Raw genomic sequence first — 17,973 nt, 5'->3', positions numbered from 1 at the left:
TTTTAGGGGGTTGGGGAGCATTTTCAGTAATCAGTAAACATAATAACTGATAACTAATAACTGATAACTGATTACTGATAACTGAATCCTATACTCTAACTGCTAATTGTTCGCGGTAAAGAGAGAGCATTTCGGGGATAACTTGATTGAGATTGCCAGCACCGAGGAACATGGCTAGATCCCCTGGTTGGAGAATTTCTAGCAGGAATTGACCTAAAGAACTCAATTCGGGGTGATAGTAGGCATTTTTATGGTGTTTTCTCACCTGTTCGACCACTTGCTGCCCGGTGACGTGATCGATATTCACTTCCCCAGCACTATAAATATCCGTTAAGACTACCACATCGGCGGAACTGAAAGCGGAGCCGAATTCCTCTAAAAAGGCAGTGGTGCGACTGTAGCGATGGGGTTGGAAAATAGCGATCGAACGTTGGTACTGTTTGCCTTCTACCTTCAATTTTGCCGCCGCTAACGTGGCTAACAATTCGCTAGGATGGTGGGCATAATCATCAATAAAAGTAATGCCGTTTGCTTCTCCCTTGTGTTCAAAACGGCGTTTTGCCCCGGCAAAAGTAGCGATCGCATCGGCAATAACGGCAAATTCTAAACCGAGATAACGTCCGATAGCAACCACTGCCAAAGCATTACTAATATTATGTTGCCCCGGGATTTTCACTTCCATTTGTCCCAGATAACTGCCTTTTTCCCAGACGGAAGCTTTCATCATTCCCTGTTCATAGATAATCTCGCTGACGGTGTAATCGGCACCTTTTTCGGGATCGAGACTATAACTGATTGTCGGACGGAAATGCTCGGCGATCGTGTCACAATCTAAACAAGCGACTAAAATCTGGCACTGATGGGCGAATTCATGGAAAGTATCGATAACTTCGCTTAAATTATGGTAATGATCCGGGTGATCTAGCTCAATATTAGTGATTACGCCGATTTTCGGGGCGTGCTTGGTTAGGGAACCATCGGACTCATCGGCCTCTGCCACTAAAAAACGACCTTGACCAAGACGAGCGTTACCTTCCCAAGCGTCCACCTCACCACCGACAATGATCGTGGGGTCTAATCCCGCTTCTAACAAAACGTAACCGATTAAGCTGCTAGTGGTGGTTTTTCCGTGGGTTCCAGCAACGGCGATACTGTCATAATCAGCGATTAAAGCTGCTAAAACGTCGCTACGGTGAAAAATTGGGTATCCTAAGTCTCTGGCCGCTTGATATTCCTTGTTATGGTCATTAATCGCCGTGGAGCAGATTACTTGCGGAACCGTTTGGCTACTGTTTTGAGGGACAGGAGAATGAAATAAAGCTAAATTATTTGCCTCTTGACGGTGGAAAATCTGCGCTCCCGCTCCCTGTAGCCGTTGGGTGATATGAGTAGGACGTAAATCGGAGCCAGACACGGGTAAATTGCGCTTGGCTAAGATATAAGCGAGGGCTGACATCCCAATACCGCCAATACCGATAAAATGGAAAGGTTGGCCGTTAAAATTAACTTTTTTCACTGTTTTCACTCCTCAGACCCACAATTATATAAGTTTTAAACTCGATCGGTAGTAAAGTCAACCTCATGATAGGGGCATTTGAGCAGAATTCCAAAGTGTTGCCCAGTCACCTTGCACAATCCTTGACGCAGAATTAAAATTTTTTCTCCCAATTCCTTTTTTTACCCAGCTTTGCCAAACGTCCCAAAAATCGGTAAAACCCTACACCCCACAAGCTGCCCCCACGAACCTAATTAGGGCAGCCATTCTAGTAAAATTCCCACGGAGCTATCTTTACGAGCGCGGGAATTTTGGGCTTGAATATCGGCAGCTAAACGTAAATTAGAGGTAATCGCATAACCAAGAGAAAGAGTAGTTAATCCCACCTCGTTATCACCACCGGGGGAGATAAAACTCTGACTAACGGTGATATCTGCCGCCCCCGTGCGAGAAAGAGCTAATTTGAGCTTTAATCCTAAGTTAAGCCCATCAGTGCTGTAATTTCCCGTTTGAATGTAACGATAGCCCACCATCGGAGCCAGATTGACATAATCACCCAAAGGGAGGAGATAGTATTGTAAATTTCCTCCTATTGCCGTCCTTTTGCCGTTAAAAGCCGTCTGATAATCGCCGCTTAGGGTTAAACTGGTTTGACCGAAAAACACATCTTCTACCCCCAAAATCACGCCACTGGAATTATCGCTAGAAGGAAACTCTGCATATCCCAAGCGGATACGCGTGCGAAAACTGGGATCGCGGCGAATATCTTCGGCGATATCGGGTATTTTTTCTAACCAACGCTCTAAAACCGGGCTTTCTTGCCGAATTTTCGGATCTAAGTCTAAATCCGTTTCTGCCCACACAGCACCACTCGCCCCCCATAATAAACTAAGAGCGATCGCATTTACAGAAGAGCAAGAGAGCTTAAACATGATCTGCATTATAATCAAAAAAGATTCAGATTCCCCGCTATTCTTGAGAGGACGGGGGGCAGTAGGAGCACCAATAGTGGTTAGAATATTAAAACTTTCGCAATTAAGTAGCGCGGAACGGGCAAAACTTCAGAAAAGAGCCGAGTTAGATATTGATAACGCCCTCAAAGTCGCTCAAACGGTGATAGAAACCATCCGCGAACGGGGAGATGCCGGCGTTGTGGACTATGTGCGGCGTTTTGACTACGAAGGTGCGACGGTAGAAAATATCAAAGTCAGCGAGGCAGAATTTGAGCGGGCTTTTCAGTTAATTGAACCGGAAGTAAAAACTGCCATTGAACAGGCTTTCCGGAATATTCAAGAGGTACATCGTCGCCAAATGCCGGAAGAAACACTACTGGCAGAAATTGAAACCGGTGTCTTTGCCGGCGAAAAAATCTCTCCTATCCCCAATGTGGGTTTATACGTTCCCCGGGGCCGCGGTGCTTTTCCCTCGATGATGTTAATGTTAGCCATCCCGGCAATGGTGGCAGGAGTGGAAAGAGTGGTCGTTTGCACTCCCCCCGATAAACAGGGCAACGTGGAACCCGTTTCTCTGGTGGCGGCACGCATGGCTGGAGTCAGAGAAATTTATAAATTAGGGGGCGTACAAGCGATCGCTGCTTTGGCTTTGGGAACAAAAAATATCAAAAGGGTTGACAAAATTACTGGTCCGTGCAGCGTCTATGGGGCGGCGGCCAAGCGGTTACTGTTCGGCACTGTGGATGTGGGTTTGCCGGCCGGTCCAAGTGAGTCGATAGTTTTGGCCGATGAGTCCAGCGATGCCCGTTTAGCGGCCTTGGATTTATTAATTGAAGCGGAACACGGGGCGGATTCGGCGGCTTTATTAGTCACCCACTGTGAAGATTTGGCGATCGCTGCTAGTGAATATGCACAGGAATACCTGCAAAAACTCCCGGATTGGCGACGGGAATTCTGTGAGGCGGGTTTAGCCACCTATGGGGGCATAATTTTAACCGATAGTTTGCAGCAATCCCTCGATTTTGTCAATGAGTACGCCCCGGAACATCTAGAGGTTTTAGTTAGTAATCCTTTTGCCATTCTGGGCAAGATTAAAAATGCTGGCGAAATTCTCTTGGGAAATCATACTCCTTCCTCTATGGCTACCTACGCCATCGGAGTCAATGCTGTGCTGCCGACGGGAAGTTTTGCCCGTTCCTATTCGGCGGTTTCGGTTTATGATTTTCTCAAGCGCTCCACTTTGGCTTATGTCACCCCTGAAGGCTTTGAAAAGTTAAAAGAAACCACGAAAACTTTAGCCGAGTACGAAGGTTTTCCCGCCCATAAATTAGCAATTCAACACAGGGAAATTTTACTCTAAATAGGGTTTGCGGCAAAAAGTTTTTCGTGGGGGCAGGGTGTGGGGTGTGGGGTGTGGGGTGTAGGGTTTTACCGATTTTCATCTGGTCAATTACCTAATTTTCAGGGAAAAAGTACCTGAATTTTCCCCCCGCTCACTCCCACGGCCGGTACTTTTGGATTGACAAAAAGTCTAAAAGTCTTATCCAGCAAGGTTTTTAGATTTATTCAGCAAGCCCTAAATAATCAGTCTTTAATAACCGGATTTAGTATCACGGGTCGCTTGCATGATGTCGTTGGTTGTTAGACGGCTAGTTGCTTTGCCACGGATAGCGGCAATCAGTTGCTTTCCCCGGCTTAGGGTTCTAGGCTTGCGAATTTGCAAGATATCCCCAATCACTTCCAGCTGGATTTCTGTACCGGGTAACAACCCAAGCTTTTCTTGAATATCAGGGGGAATAGTGATTTGTCCGTTAGGGCTAATTTTCATGGTGTTTTTCTCCATATACTAACAAATAATCGGAAGAGTCAGTGCCACTGGCTGCTTGACCCCCCCCAAACGTTTACCTGGGAATAACTCTGATTTATTATCCTGTCTCCTATCTAGTACTATGATAAGAGCAGAGAATCAAGCAAGCATTTTATGAAAAAATTAATTGTTATTTTAATTCTGGGTTTTCTGAGCGAACAAATATCAATAAAATCACCAATTTCTGGCAATCAAACCCTCAATAATTTAGCCGTAGCTAACAACAATAATCGTCCCACTCCCCAGAAAAAACCTAGTCCTTCTCCACAGTTTCGGTGCGATGGTAGAACTCACTGTTCCCAGATGACCTCCTGTGCAGAAGCGACTTTTTTCTTGAGAAATTGCCCCAATGTCAAAATGGATGGAGACGGTGATGGAGTTCCCTGTGAAAGTCAATGGTGTGGAAAAAAATCCTCAGAAAAATGTTTGGAAAGTTCTCAAAATAACTAATTTTGGTTTCTCACCCCAATTCTCTCATTTAAAGAATCGGGGTAGAAACAATCAAGAAGCAGTAATCACGGGAGAATTAAGATATTGATAATTCCAGTCCGATTGTTGCCAAACGCGACCATCAAGGGCAATTTGTTCGATTAAACTAGCTAATCGTAAAGCTTTTAAAGCTTGTTCCCCACCGACGGAAGGTTGGTCCCCACCGCGCACACAATGAACAAAATGTTCTAATTCCGCGTGTAGGGGTTCAATATTGCTGGTATAAACTTTTTCAATTAAACCATCTTGACGGTAGAGAACTTGACCGTAATCGGTGCTATAGTTAGCGGTGGTTTGCCGGTGAATGAGGATTTCATTATTGAGAAAATCCGCTTCCGTGAGAGAATTTTTACAGTGGGCTGCTAAACGACGAATCTTGCGATGAGTCACCTTACTAGCGGTTAAATTAGCCACCACTCCATTACTAAAACCAAGGGTTGCAGTGACATAATCGAGATAACCGGAATCAGTGGCAGCGCGACTACCACTAGCGGTTAATTTCACCACGGGAGCGGCGACTAATTCTAAAATTAAATCTATATCGTGGATCATTAAATCTAACACCACCGACACATCATTAGCGCGTTGGGAATAGGGACTCATGCGATGGGATTCAATCGCTAAAATCTCCTCGGTTTTCAAGACCTTCGATAACTCTTGGAAAGCGGGATTAAAACGCTCGATATGACCCACTTGCAGAATACAATCGTGATCGGCTGCCGCATTGACTAAAGATTCCGCTTCACTAATACTAGCGGCGATCGGTTTCTCGATCAAGGTATGTACTCCCGCTTGCAGACAGTCCATCCCGACTCGATGGTGTAACCGTGTGGGGACAGCGATACAAACCGCATCTACCCTAGGTAAGAGATCTAAATAATTTTCAAAAAAACGGACTCGGTATTTACTGGCAGTTTCCAGACCCTTTTCGACGTTGACATCGGCCACCCCGACGAATTCCACGTCTTTTAATAAACTCAGGATGCGACTATGGTGTTGTCCCATGTTACCGACCCCGATAACCCCGACTTTAATCGGTTTGAGTTGATTTCTGTTACCCGGAAAGTTTGCTGGTTGATTGGACATGAATTTTAGACTCCTGTGTTCACACTCCCCACACCACTTGATTAAATTAATCAAGCTGATTTTGTCGATGAATTACCAAGATGGTATCATGGTTATCCAGATTCTGACACGATGTCGGTGTCAATGGGGGTTCTGAGAAGATTTTCTGATTTCATCTGCGGGTTTTTACTCCCAAATGCTTATCAAAACATCGTCCCTGAGTAGCGAGGACTACATTCAGCTAAATTTTAACTATGGACAATTCAACGGATTTTAACTCCTTACGGGGATTAAGTGTTTTTTTGCTAGGAATGATGGGATCTGGCAAATCCACCCTGGGAGAGTTACTTTCCCGACGGTTACAATATCGTTTTTTTGATACAGATATATTAATAGAAAGGGTCGCGGGAAAGAAAATCAGGGAAATTTTTGCCGACGAGGGAGAAGCGACTTTTCGGGAGTTAGAAACCCAAGTTTTGGCCGAATTATCCTCTCTGACTAAAACTGTGATTGCCACCGGGGGAGGGATGGTTTTAAAACCGATGAATTGGAGTTATCTTCGTCACGGTTTAATGATTTGGTTAGATGTTCCTCTCGAAGTCTTGGTTAAACGTTTAAAAAAAGATACCTCTCGTCCCTTGCTTCAGTCCACTGATTTAGAAAGTAAACTGGAATTATTATTAGAACAAAGACGAGGAATTTATGCACAAGCAGATCTTCGGATTGTTGTTTCTGACCTAGATAGACCTACTGATATCGTTGAGAAAATTTTAACAGCAATACCGACGGTGATTAAAGATTTTCATCCAGAAAGAGACAATAACTAATGATAGCAGCTTCAATTTTTGATTTACCCGAACTAATTCCCGACCGAGAAATTCTGGAAATTTTGGCCCAAAGTCAGGCTATTCGTCTGGAAAGAATTATTTCCACCGGTCAAACCACTCCCCTCGGTCAATGGTACGATCAATCTGAGTTTGAATGGGTGATTTTATTACAGGGATTTGCTGAGATTAGTTATGAAGATGGCAGCCAAGTTAATCTGCAAGCGGGGGATTATCTCCTGATTCCTCCTCACCAAAAACATCGCGTCGAATTTACTAGCAATAATCCCCCCTGTATTTGGTTAGCTGTCCATTATCGCTAGGAAAATATAGTTTCTAACTATTGCCAGCGATCGAATAAATCGGTTAAAACTAGATTAGAAAACAAAAAACCTTCGGGGTCGCTTAATCTGACCCTGCTATCCCCCTCAATTATTACTAAATTACGCTGTTTATGCGGCTCTAAGACCTCTAAAATTGCTTTTTTGATTTCCGAACCAAAATTAGTTTCAATGGCAGGTAAACTCACCCCTTCCGCTAATCTTAACCCTAGCATTAAGGTTTCGAGAAGATCATCGATAAAACTATTTTTCTCCACGTCAATTGGGCAGCCTTCTTTTACCCAAGCGAAATATTCGCGACTTTTGCGCGGACGGGTAAAACGTTGTTGATGGAGATAACTAGCAGCCCCCATACCAAAACCGTAATAGGGACGATTTTCCCAGTAAACTCGATTATGTCGGCATTGATAACCCGGTTTGGCATAGTTAGAAATCTCGTAATGTTGATAACCGGCTAAAGCTAGTTTTTCACCGGCTAAAACATACATTTTCGCCGTGGTTTCATCATCGGGTAAGGGTTTTTTTCCCGGTTGATACTGTTTACCGAAAGGAGTAACCGCTTCTAAGACCAAATCGTAACAGGAAAGATGGGCCGGTTGCAGTTCGATCGCTTTTTCTAGGGAATTTTCCCAATCTGTCAGGGTTTGTTGTGGCAATCCCGAAATCAAATCCAAACTATAGTTAACTATTCCCAATCCCCGAATTAATTCCACTGCCTGATAGATATCCTTAACGGTATGCGATCGACCAGAAACCTGTAATAATGGTTCTTGAAAAGCCTGTACTCCTAGACTAACCCGATTGACTCCCGCGCTAACATAACCCTGTAATTGTTCTAAACTAAAGGTAGCTGGATCAATCTCCATAGAAATCTCTATATCGGCCGCAAAATCAAACTTTTTGGCTAAAGTATCCAGAATTGCTCTTAATAATTCCACCGGTAACAGGGAAGGAGTCCCCCCCCCAAAAAAAATCGTTTCTAGGGGTTTCCCCGTCCCCTGACTAAGGCTAATTTCTTCTTGTAATATTTCCACATACTCCACCACAGGGGGAAAAGTCGCCGGATTGGTGCGATTACCAAGGACAAAAATCGGGAAATCGCAGTAAAAACAGCGCCGACGACAAAAGGGAATATGAATATAAACCGAGGTTATGGGGTGAAAATAGGGCATTATATGAGGAAAAAGGAAAAAAGGGAGTGTGGGGTGTGGGGTGTGGGGTGTGGGGAGAATAAAGCTGCCTCCTGCCTCCTGCCTCCTACTATAATTTCGTTTATCTTCGTTAAGATGTATTATGGCTGGGGAGAACATCTCCTAGAATGAAAGCAACTTTCCCGACACAAATTAGGAGAGGCCCACGGATATAATGTAAAAGTATCCATACTGATTATTTTCTACCGTCATTCCCCTCTATCCCCTCTGGTATTATCCCCATGCTTGATGCCGTCATAATTTTACTATTCGTCTTCGCTATTGCCAGTATTGGTTATAGTGGTGTGGACTTGCTGCCGGTTGCTGTCCAGTCGCAAATCAGCAATATTGAAGCTTTACGCTGGTTATCAGCGGGTTTTGCCTCAATTATTGGTTTAGCTCTTGGTTTAGTTGCCCAAACTACCTATCGTCGTCTAGAAACCCAAGTAAGACAAACTCCGATCGAAGTTATTTTAACCCGTTCCGTCGGTCTAGTTATCGGTTTGTTAATTGCTAATCTGATCCTAGCCCCGATTTTCTTCCTACCGATTCCCAGAGAATTCTCGTTTATTAAGCCGATAATCGCCATTTTAGGCAGTATTATGTTTTCCTATCTGGGGGTTAGTTTAGCAGATACCCACGGTCGCACTTTTTTGCGTCTGATTAACCCCAATAGTATGGAATCAATTCTAGTGGCAGAAGGGACCCTGCAAGCGGCCGCCACCAAAGTTGTGGACACCAGTTGTATTATCGATGGTCGTATCGAACAATTGTTAGACACGGGATTTATCGAAGGACAGATACTCATTCCCCAATTTATCCTTCAGGAATTGCAACAGTTAGCGGATGGCAGTAACGACCAAAAACGAGTCAGAGGAAGACGCGGATTAGACATCTTAAACCGGATGCAGCAAGAATTCCCCGATCGCATTATCATTCATCCGGCCGATTATGAGGATATTAGCACCGTAGATGCTAAATTAGTCCATCTTGCCCAAGAAATTAACGCCACCTTGCTCACGAACGATTATAATCTCAGTAAAGTGGCCAATCTGCAAAAAGTCACCATCTTGAATGTCAACGATCTCGCCCAAGCAGTACGCCCGATCTACTTACCCGGGGATACTTTGGATCTAAAAATTCTCAAAGCAGGAAAAGAACCCACCCAAGGCATCGGTTATCTAGAAGATGGCACGATGGTAGTGGTAGAGGAAGGAAAAGATTATCTGGGGGGAGAATTGCGGGTAGTGGTGACATCTGCACTGCAAACCTCGGCCGGACGGATGATTTTTGCTAAACCCCAAAATTCCCTAATTGCCTAAAGGTAATAAAACCCAAAAAAGCCTCAAATACAGAGCCAGAGGGGATTGTATTTGAGGACTTTCATTTTTTAAGGGAAGTTAAGTCACCAATCGAACTATCTAGGGTTTGCTAAAAAAGTTTTTCCTGGTGGCAGGGTGTGGGGTGTAGGGTGTGGGGTGTGGGGTTTTACCCATTTTCAGGTGGTCAATTACCTAATTTTCAGGGAAAAAGTCCAGGAATTTTCCCCCCAATCACTCCAAAGGTCGGCACTTTTTGAGGGAAAAAAAGTCTGAAAACCTTGTCCAACAAGGTTTTCAGATTTATTCAGCAAACCCTATCTAGTCAATTGATACCTAATTAGGCTGGTTTATTGATTACAGCCATGGACTGACGAGCAAAACCGAAATAACTATCCCAGAATTGTTTCTGACTATCGAGGGCAACTTTGGTGGCGGTTTCTTGGGCGGTTAGGTAGGATTTCACCCATTCTTGTTGATATTCGAGGGATTTAACCAAAGTTTCCGGAAACTCAAACACTGGTGTAGTCGTGGGAAGACCATTACCCCAAGCGGACAGAAGCATTTTCTGCCATTCGGCTAGGTATTTTTGGTATTCTTCAAGATAATTGGTGTTCATAGAAGTCAAACCGCTAACTAGCCCATCTGGAAGGAGATGGTGAGAAAGTGGGGCGGTGTTGCCACCTTCTCGAAAGCAAAAACCGTGACGAGATAAAATATAATATTCTATCCCTTCCTTGATTATAACCTGAGTTTGTGATCAGCCAAAATCTTCATGCGATCGCCCTAGGCTGGCCCTATTTTTTGGTGACTCGGAACTAACGCTAAAATAATCCTACTCTAGCCATTTTCTCCCAACTATGATCGATCGCCCTATTCATGTAATTGGTGGAGGATTAGCGGGGACTGAGGCGGCGTGGCAGATAGCCCAAGCAGGTATTCCCGTGATCCTGCACGAAATGCGCCCAATTCGCTCTAGTCCCGCCCACCATAGCCAATTTTTAGCCGAATTAGTCTGTAGTAACTCCTTTGGTGCCATGGCGGTGGATCGCGCCACCGGGTTACTCCATGAAGAATTACGACGCTTAAATTCTCTAGTTATTGCCCAGGCCGATCAGCACAGTGTCCCCGCAGGAGGGGCTTTAGCGGTCGATCGAGGGGTCTTTAGTCGAAATTTGACGGAAATCTTGGCTAACCACCCTCTAGTCACCTTAAAACGTCAGGAGATCACGGAAATTCCCCGGGATGGTATCGTCGTTTTAACCACCGGACCGTTAACCAGTGCTGCTTTAGCCGCAGATATGCAAAATTTTGCCGGTCTGGACTATCTGAGCTTTTTTGATGCCGCTAGTCCGATTATTCTAGGGGAATCGATCGATCGATCGATCGCTTTTCTGGCCTCCCGTTACGATAAAGGTGAGGCCGCCTATCTCAATTGTCCCATGGATCGGGAACAATACCTGCATTTCTGGCAAGAGTTAAAACAGGCAGAACAGGCAGAATTAAAGGATTTTGAGCGAGAAAATGCCAAATTTTTCGAGGCTTGTCTGCCAATCGAAGAATTAGCCAGTCGGGGAGAGGATACCATGCGTTTTGGTCCCCTGAAACCGGTGGGATTAGCGGATCCCAGATATCCGGATCAACGTCCCTACGCAGTTATACAGTTGCGAATGGAAGATAAAGCGGGGCAATTGTGGAATATGGTGGGATTTCAAACTAATTTAAAATGGGGTGAACAAACACGGGTTTTCCGTCTGATTCCGGGGTTAGAAAAGGCCGAATTTGTCCGCATGGGGGTGATGCACAAAAACACCTTTATCAATTCTCCCCAGTTATTATCCTCCAGTCTCCAGTTTAAATCGCGACCGACGCTATTAGCGGCAGGACAGTTAATCGGCACGGAAGGCTATACGGCTGCGGCTGCTGGGGGATGGTTAGCGGGAACTAATGCCGCTCGTTTAGCTTTAGGATTAGAAACGGTGACATTGCCAACCACAACGATGATGGGGTCATTATTTGAGTTTATCAGCAGTGCCGAACCGAAACATTTTCAACCGATGCCGCCAAATTTTGGCATTTTGCCGAATTTTACCAGAAAAATCCGCAATAAACGGGAACGTTACGGTCAATATGCCGATCGCTCTTTGCAGGATTTAGAAGCATGGTGGAATCAGCTAAAAACTCCCTGTCTCGTCTAACTGTCAATCGCTAATCGATCGCCCATAATAGAGAAGGAACCTATTTCTTTCTCTATCGCTATGCCAAACCCCGATTTTTTCCCTCCCCAATCCTACAGTCAAGAGGATGTGCAGGAAATTCTCTATTTGGCTATCTCCCGTCAAGGGGATAAGGGAGAAATTACCCGTCAACAGTTGTTAGAAATTGCCGACGATTTAGCTATTGAAGTTAAAGACTTAGAAGCGGCGGAAAAGGACTGGCAAGAGTCAAAAATGCTCAGTTATAAGCGGCAAGAATTCGATCGCTTTCGTCGCGAGGAGCTAAAAAATAAAACCGTTCGCTATCTGATTATTAATAGTTTTTTTATTATCATTAATTTAATTAGTGCGGGAACAATTTCTTGGGCAATTTATATCTTTTTGCTGATGGGTTTACCTCTTTCTCTCTCGGCTTGGAAAACTTTTCAAAATCAAGGAATTGCCTACGAAGAGGCATTTAAACGCTGGAAAATTAAGGAGGAAATGAAAGAGTCTTTTACAAATCTTTGGACACAAATTAAAAAGTTTTTACAGTTTTAATAGTGTTGAAAAAGGAAGATTTTTAAGGGAAAAACTCTCTGCTAAAATTGGGCGTTACTTTCGATTTTTTCCCTCAGTCCAAGTCTTTGGGGGGTTCTACCCCCCAAACCCCCCGTTGGGGGCGTGGCGCGGCCACTGAGCCTGTCGAAGTGCCGCCCCCAAACCCCCCGCGCATTAGTTTTTCGGTGGGATGCTTACACGCGATTGTTCATATATTTGTACCAGTTTAAGAGTCACTGATAATTGCTGATTATCGGTGTTTCTGCAAAATCGAGATGCAGCCTTTTCGTTAACCACAAAGGACACAAAGTTGAGTTTTCCACGACTACTTACTGTCATCAAAAATATCTAACTGCTGCAGAGATGGGGGATTATCCGACTTAACTGGTTTAATTTTCTTAATTCCTTGACGCAAACCGATCGCAATTTTACTATGTTTTTCGATTTGACTCATCACCTGCATGGCACGATCGATCACAGAAGTTGGTAAACCGGCTAATCTCCCCGCTTCGATACCGTAGGACTTATCCGCGCCTCCCGGTCGTACTTGGTGCAAAAATACTATTTCATGGGGTAATTCTTTGACTGTTACCTGATAATTAGCCACATTCTCTAAAATTGAAGCTAATTCGTTTAGTTCGTGGTAGTGAGTGGCGAAAATCGTCCGCGATTGCAGTACCGTGGCTAAATACTCCGCCACAGACCAAGCTATGGATAAACCGTCAAAAGTGGCTGTCCCCCGGCCAATTTCGTCTAATAATACTAATGATCTGTCCGTGGCGTGATTGAGAATATTGGCGGTTTCGTTCATTTCCACCATAAAGGTGGATTGGCCCGTAGCGAGGTCATCCACAGCCCCCACCCGGGTGAAAATGCGATCGCAGATGGAGATTTTGGCCGACTTTGCCGGGACAAAACTGCCGGTTTGGGCCAACAATTGAATTAATCCCACCTGTCGCAGATAACAACTTTTGCCACTAGCATTGGGACCGGTGAGAATAATCAAGTCGGGGTATTCTAAACCTTCCTGATTGCCCAAATTAATCGAATTCGGCACAAAAAAGCCGGCCCCAAGGGATTGTTCCACCACGGGATGACGACCATCTTTAATATCGATAAGACGACCATCCGCGATTTCTGGGCGACAATATCCCTGATAAACGGCGATTTCTGCCAATGCTGCCAACACATCCAAAGCGGCGACTTTTGTGGCCACTTCTCGGATTTCTGGGGAAAATTCGGCTACTTGACGGCGTAAATCGCTAAAAATCTCGTATTCTAATTTATTTAATTCATCTACTGCCGTCAGAATTATATTTTCTTTCTCCTTTAACTCGGTGGTGATATAACGTTCTTCATTGACTAAAGTTTGCTTACGCACATACTCTTTTGGGGCGAAATCAGCTTTACTGCGGGGTAAACTGATATAATAACCGAAAGTTTTGTTATAATTAACCTTAAGGTTACTGATACCCGTTCTTTCTTTCTCTGTCGTCTCTAGATTCTTAAACCAATCGATTACTTCCTGATAGTCGCGCCGCAGGGCATCCAATTGGGCATCAATTCCCTCGCGAATCACCCCCCCTTCCTTCAGATGCAGCGGGGGAGATTCCACCAGATGGGCTATCACCTGCTGGCCTAATTTTTCTAAATCGGCGGGAATTTGCTGTAAAGCTTTCAAATAGGGCGAATTTCCCGAAGCAACCAAAGCCGCTAAATCGGCTAATTTGACTAAAGATGCCGCTAGGGAAAGTAAATCGCGGGCATTAGCTGTTCCTGCGCCAACACGACCGCTTAAACGTTCTATATCGTAGATTTCCCTTAATTTTTGCCGAATATCTTGGCGCAAGGAGGGATTATCCTTTAACTCTTGGATAGTATCCTGACGAGCGCGAATACCGCGAGAATCTAAGAGAGGTTGCAGTAACCAACGACGTAAAGCGCGACTACCCATGGCTGTACAGGTACGATCGATCGCCCATAATAGAGAACCATAGAAGCTACCATCGCGCACCGTTTGGGTAATTTCAAGGTTACGACGGGTTTGCCCATCTAAAATCAAAAATTCGGAGATAGAGTAGGTTTTTAAAGGTTGTAGGGGGACTTGATTGGCTTTTTGGGTATCTTCAATGTATTCTAATAGGCCTCCGGCTGCGCGAATAGCAAGGGGTAAATGTTCGCAGCCCATCCCCTCTAGGGAACGCATTTTATAGGTGATTAGGAGACGATTTTTCGCCTCTGTGAGAGTAAAGATATTTTGGGGACGGAGAGAATAACAAAAACTATCGGGTAAACAGGGGGGGAGATGGTCGGATTTTTCCCCGGGGCGCAAAATCCGGTTTAAATCGGGGGCATTGATGGGAAAAAGGATTTCCGAGGGCTGTAAACGGGTTAATTCTAGGCTTAAAGCCGTTAAATCGCTGGCTTGGGTGGTGTAGAATTCTCCGGTGGAGATGTCTGCATAGGCTAATCCCCAATTTTCTCCGGTTATAACCACAGCAGCTAGAAAATTATTCTTTTTTGCGTTTAACATTCCCTCATCGGTGAGGGTTCCGGGGGTGAGCAGTTTGGTGATAGCGCGTTCTACGAGTCGTTTTTCGGCGGCTGCTTCCGTTGAATCCTCTACCTGGTCACAAATCGCCACTGCATAGCCTTTTTCCACCAATAAACGACTATAGCGCTCTAGGGCGTGGTGGGGAACCCCGGTCATGGCGACTCTCCCAATACCTTTACCCCCTTCCTTGCTGGTGAGAACTAATTCCAATTCTCTGGAGATAATCACCGCATCCTGAAAGAAGCACTCGAAAAAATCGCCCACACGATAGAGTAAAAGAGCATTGGGATAGGTTTCTTTTACCTCCACATAATGCTGGTACATGGGGGTGAGTTTATCGCGATCGAGTCCGCGATAATCACGATGGGGATCTTTATTGGTAGCCGGTGGTTCTAAGGGAAAATCCGAGGGGAGAGTCATGGGTGAAGGAAAGCTGGACAATTCTTTATTCAATTTAAGTAGGTAGGCGTTAAAAATTATCAGATCCCCCCGCCTATCGGCACCCCCCTTATCAAGGGGGGCAGGGGGGATCTCCCCGCCTATCGGCACCCCCCTTATCAAGGGGGGCAGGGGGGATCGAACCTAAAATCCATTTTTAATTTAATTATAACCAGCTACTTACCGCTCTTGAGAACCTAGGATCAAAGAATCCCAATAGCCTAAGCTGCTGGTTCGCGTTATCCAACCCAGAGATTAACATCTGAGCTATCTAGGTGGATTTTATATCATACTAAATCCAGTTATTAAAAACTGATTATGTATTCCCCCTTTTGCCTCTTGCCTCTTGCCTTTTGCCTGTCCTTATAAGTAGCCTATGCTCAACGGATTTATTATCATTCCTTGTCCGAGAATTATATTTTTGTTAATAACAGTTATTTTTAAGGGGTGGGCTGCACTCTTTTAGTATAGACTTCGGCAGGATTAATTGAGGTGGTTATATCTTCTAAATCAAATTTTCGCAAGGTTTTATCTTTGGTATTGACCTGATAAACCAAACGATTAGTGATATCTAATCCAGTTAACCAATTACTGTAGGGATGATAGGCTCCCGTGTCGATATCTAACCAACCGGCACCGGCGACTAATTGCCCCGGACTTACCCCCGGAAAAGTAAAAGTAATCGTGTGGCCAGTGATAATTAATTTATCACTAAAAAAAGGTTCCGGCATACTGTGGAATTCATCGCGGATCCAACAAAAATGAGTAGCATCTTGTTCTTCGAGGGGTAAATGGGGATAAACCCCGGCATGAACCAGCCAAATATCGCCTAAATCGAGGTAAAGAGGCAAGGTTTTCAGCCAATCGATGTGATCTTGCGGTATTTTGTGGTTATAGCTAAAAAGAGTAGTATTACCGCCATTATAAAGCCAACCTGGCAACATTTCCCCCATCATTCTTTGGCTGCCCAACACTTCTAGCAGCATCTGTTCATGATTGCCCAATAGACAACGATAGCGGTGTTGACGGACAAATTCAACCACTTGGGCGCTATTGGGACCACGATCAATTAAATCGCCCAAGAAATAAACTGGTTCCTTTTCTTGAGGCGCGATTGTTTCCATTAGCTGCAAAAGAGCATCGTATTGACCGTGAACGTCACCGATGATGATTCGACGGGAGGACATGGTGGTAGAAGTTGGGTATCTGTATTATTGTCCTTGGAGCGGGACTAACTCTAATATGCCCAGTTGAGACTTAGAAATTAACATTGATTTAGGGATTAGGGAAATGGGGAAATGGGGGAATCCAACTAAAACCCTAAAACCCCAACCCCCAACCCCCATCACCCAACCGGTCTAAATGTTAAGTTAAGTATCGAAGAGCGTCCGTTTCATCACCCAGTAGTAATATAATCACTGAGTTATCAATTTTGATCCTTGAGTATGACTGCATTCACCACAACCCCCACCCTTGCTAATTTGCCAGCCAGTGACAGCCGTAGCCGCGTCAGTGAATTTATGAAATCCCTACAGGATGAAATTTGTCGGGGATTAGAAGAAGTGGATGGACAAGCAAAATTTATCGAAGATAGTTGGCAACGGCCTGAAGGTGGCGGCGGACGTTCGCGAGTTTTGCGGGAAGGGGCAATTTTTGAACAAGCAGGGGTGAATTTTTCGGAAGTTTGGGGGAAAGAATTACCTCCTAGCATTGCTAAACAACGGCCCGAGGCTGCCGGTCATCAATTTTACGCCACGGGAACCTCGATGGTTTTACATCCTCGCAATCCTTATATTCCCACGGTTCACCTCAATTATCGCTATTTTGAAGCAGGTCCAGTTTGGTGGTTTGGCGGTGGTGCCGATTTAACTCCCTACTATGGGTTTGAAGAAGATGCTAGTCATTTTCATCGCACTTTTAAACAGGTTTGCGACCAACATCATCCCGAATATTATCCCGTTTTTAAACGCTGGTGTGATGAATATTTTTATCTCAATCATCGTCAGGAAGCCAGAGGCATCGGCGGGATTTTCTTTGATTACCAAGACGGTTTAGACCCTCTCTATCGTGGTCCCTTTGCCGAAAGTGATGCCGCTATCTATTCAGAAAAATTATCTCCCCAACAACCCCGCAACTGGGAAGAAATTTTTAGTTTCATTAATGACTGTGGCCGGGCTTTTCTACCCGCTTATGTTCCCATTGTCCAGAAACGGCGCTCGACGGAATACGGTGACAGAGAACGTCAGTTTCAACTCTATCGTCGCGGTCGTTATGTAGAATTTAATTTAGTTTATGATCGTGGCACAATTTTTGGGTTGCAAACTAACGGTCGTACCGAATCAATTTTGATGTCTTTACCTCCTTTAGTCCGTTGGGAATACTGTTATCAACCTGCACCCAATACCCCAGAAGCAAAACTCTATGATATCTTCCTAAAACCCCAAGATTGGGTTAATTGGCAAGGTTAAATCAGTTATCAGTTATCAGTTATCAGTTATCAGTTATCAGTTATCAGTTACCAGTTATCAGTTATCAGTTATCAGTTATCAGTTATCAGTTACCAGTTATCAGTTATCAGTTATCAGTTATCAGTTATCAGTTATCAGTTATCAGTTATCAGAAGATTGCTTTTATTTATTCTTCCCAATTCATAATTCATAATTCATAATTCCCTCTCCGGCT

17 protein-coding genes are annotated in these 17,973 nt (G+C 44.5%); 9 read left to right on the top strand and 8 right to left on the bottom strand.

Going from position 1 to position 17,973, the window contains the following annotated elements:
- Positions 1 to 88: 88 nt before the first annotated feature.
- Together murC and IM496_RS00075 are read right to left on the bottom strand one after the other, a co-directional pair.
- A complete protein-coding gene (gene murC / locus IM496_RS00080; protein WP_194015812.1) occupies positions 89 to 1,516 on the bottom strand; it encodes a UDP-N-acetylmuramate--L-alanine ligase in 1,428 nt (475 codons plus the stop codon).
- A 233-nt stretch (positions 1,517 to 1,749) separates the two neighbouring features.
- Complete coding sequence (locus IM496_RS00075; protein WP_287660893.1) at positions 1,750 to 2,436, bottom strand: hypothetical protein; 687 nt, start codon at positions 2,434 to 2,436, stop codon at positions 1,750 to 1,752.
- Positions 2,437 to 2,503: 67 nt separating this feature from the next.
- On the opposite strand from IM496_RS00075, the gene hisD reads away from it, so the two are divergent.
- Positions 2,504 to 3,808: a histidinol dehydrogenase gene (hisD, locus tag IM496_RS00070; RefSeq protein ID WP_194015814.1), complete on the top strand. Its 1,305-nt coding sequence runs from the start codon at positions 2,504 to 2,506 to the stop codon at positions 3,806 to 3,808.
- Positions 3,809 to 4,039: 231 nt separating this feature from the next.
- Here the strand turns inward: hisD and IM496_RS00065 are convergent, their stop codons facing one another.
- Positions 4,040 to 4,276, bottom strand: a complete 237-nt coding sequence (locus tag IM496_RS00065) for an AbrB/MazE/SpoVT family DNA-binding domain-containing protein (protein ID WP_223213093.1) — start codon at positions 4,274 to 4,276, stop codon at positions 4,040 to 4,042.
- A gap of 153 nt (positions 4,277 to 4,429) precedes the next feature.
- Here IM496_RS00065 and IM496_RS00060 point away from each other — a divergent pair, with 153 nt between their 5' ends.
- Positions 4,430 to 4,765 (top strand): excalibur calcium-binding domain-containing protein, encoded by a 336-nt coding sequence (locus IM496_RS00060; RefSeq protein ID WP_287660891.1) that lies wholly within the window; start codon positions 4,430 to 4,432, stop codon positions 4,763 to 4,765.
- A gap of 51 nt (positions 4,766 to 4,816) precedes the next feature.
- Here the strand turns inward: IM496_RS00060 and IM496_RS00055 are convergent, their stop codons facing one another.
- A complete protein-coding gene (locus IM496_RS00055) occupies positions 4,817 to 5,890 on the bottom strand; it encodes a Gfo/Idh/MocA family protein (protein WP_158200079.1) in 1,074 nt (357 codons plus the stop codon).
- 233 nt (positions 5,891 to 6,123) lie between these two features.
- On the opposite strand from IM496_RS00055, the gene IM496_RS00050 reads away from it, so the two are divergent.
- Together IM496_RS00050 and IM496_RS00045 are read left to right on the top strand one after the other, a co-directional pair.
- Positions 6,124 to 6,696 (top strand): shikimate kinase, encoded by a 573-nt coding sequence (locus tag IM496_RS00050; RefSeq protein WP_287660889.1) that lies wholly within the window; start codon positions 6,124 to 6,126, stop codon positions 6,694 to 6,696.
- Positions 6,696 to 7,016 carry a cupin domain-containing protein gene (locus tag IM496_RS00045; RefSeq protein WP_287660888.1) on the top strand — a complete coding sequence of 107 codons (321 nt, stop codon included), beginning with the start codon at positions 6,696 to 6,698 and terminating at the stop codon, positions 7,014 to 7,016. Before IM496_RS00050 ends, IM496_RS00045 begins: the two co-directional genes overlap by 1 nt.
- Before the next feature lie 17 nt (positions 7,017 to 7,033).
- Here the strand turns inward: IM496_RS00045 and hemW are convergent, their stop codons facing one another.
- Entirely contained in the window at positions 7,034 to 8,206 is a 1,173-nt protein-coding gene (gene hemW / locus IM496_RS00040; RefSeq protein ID WP_287660887.1) for a radical SAM family heme chaperone HemW, read from the bottom strand.
- Positions 8,207 to 8,466: 260 nt separating this feature from the next.
- Here hemW and IM496_RS00035 point away from each other — a divergent pair, with 260 nt between their 5' ends.
- A complete protein-coding gene (locus IM496_RS00035; RefSeq protein WP_045358336.1) occupies positions 8,467 to 9,546 on the top strand; it encodes a PIN/TRAM domain-containing protein in 1,080 nt (359 codons plus the stop codon).
- 337 nt (positions 9,547 to 9,883) lie between these two features.
- Here IM496_RS00035 and IM496_RS00030 read toward each other — a convergent pair whose 3' ends face one another.
- A complete protein-coding gene (locus tag IM496_RS00030; protein WP_002736942.1) occupies positions 9,884 to 10,162 on the bottom strand; it encodes a hypothetical protein in 279 nt (92 codons plus the stop codon).
- A gap of 241 nt (positions 10,163 to 10,403) precedes the next feature.
- Here IM496_RS00030 and trmFO point away from each other — a divergent pair, with 241 nt between their 5' ends.
- The 3 genes from trmFO to IM496_RS22565 are packed head-to-tail and all read left to right on the top strand — an operon-like array spanning position 10,404 to position 12,529.
- Positions 10,404 to 11,741, top strand: coding sequence for an FADH(2)-oxidizing methylenetetrahydrofolate--tRNA-(uracil(54)-C(5))-methyltransferase TrmFO (gene trmFO / locus IM496_RS00025; protein ID WP_287660884.1), 1,338 nt, complete (start codon positions 10,404 to 10,406; stop codon positions 11,739 to 11,741).
- Positions 11,742 to 11,801: 60 nt separating this feature from the next.
- Positions 11,802 to 12,299 (top strand): 2TM domain-containing protein, encoded by a 498-nt coding sequence (locus IM496_RS00020; RefSeq protein WP_287660883.1) that lies wholly within the window; start codon positions 11,802 to 11,804, stop codon positions 12,297 to 12,299.
- Between the two features lie 47 nt (positions 12,300 to 12,346).
- The gene (locus IM496_RS22565; protein ID WP_502861224.1) at positions 12,347 to 12,529 is read left to right on the top strand and encodes a hypothetical protein; all 183 of its coding nucleotides are present in this window, start codon (positions 12,347 to 12,349) and stop codon (positions 12,527 to 12,529) included.
- A 95-nt stretch (positions 12,530 to 12,624) separates the two neighbouring features.
- Here IM496_RS22565 and mutS read toward each other — a convergent pair whose 3' ends face one another.
- Positions 12,625 to 15,273, bottom strand: a complete 2,649-nt coding sequence (gene mutS, locus IM496_RS00015; protein ID WP_287660882.1) for a DNA mismatch repair protein MutS — start codon at positions 15,271 to 15,273, stop codon at positions 12,625 to 12,627.
- A gap of 458 nt (positions 15,274 to 15,731) precedes the next feature.
- Entirely contained in the window at positions 15,732 to 16,478 is a 747-nt protein-coding gene (locus IM496_RS00010) for a metallophosphoesterase family protein (protein WP_287660881.1), read from the bottom strand.
- A gap of 258 nt (positions 16,479 to 16,736) precedes the next feature.
- Between IM496_RS00010 and hemF the strand changes: the two genes are divergently transcribed.
- Positions 16,737 to 17,759 (top strand): oxygen-dependent coproporphyrinogen oxidase, encoded by a 1,023-nt coding sequence (gene hemF / locus IM496_RS00005; protein ID WP_287660880.1) that lies wholly within the window; start codon positions 16,737 to 16,739, stop codon positions 17,757 to 17,759.
- Positions 17,760 to 17,973: the final 214 nt, after the last annotated feature.

This window comes from Microcystis sp. M049S2, assembly GCF_020245625.1.
In the GTDB taxonomy this organism is placed as follows: Bacteria; Cyanobacteriota; Cyanobacteriia; order Cyanobacteriales; family Microcystaceae; genus Microcystis; species Microcystis ichthyoblabe_A.
The sequence above is the reverse complement of the archived record's forward strand: the minus strand, read 5'-3'. Positions and strand labels throughout refer to the sequence as shown.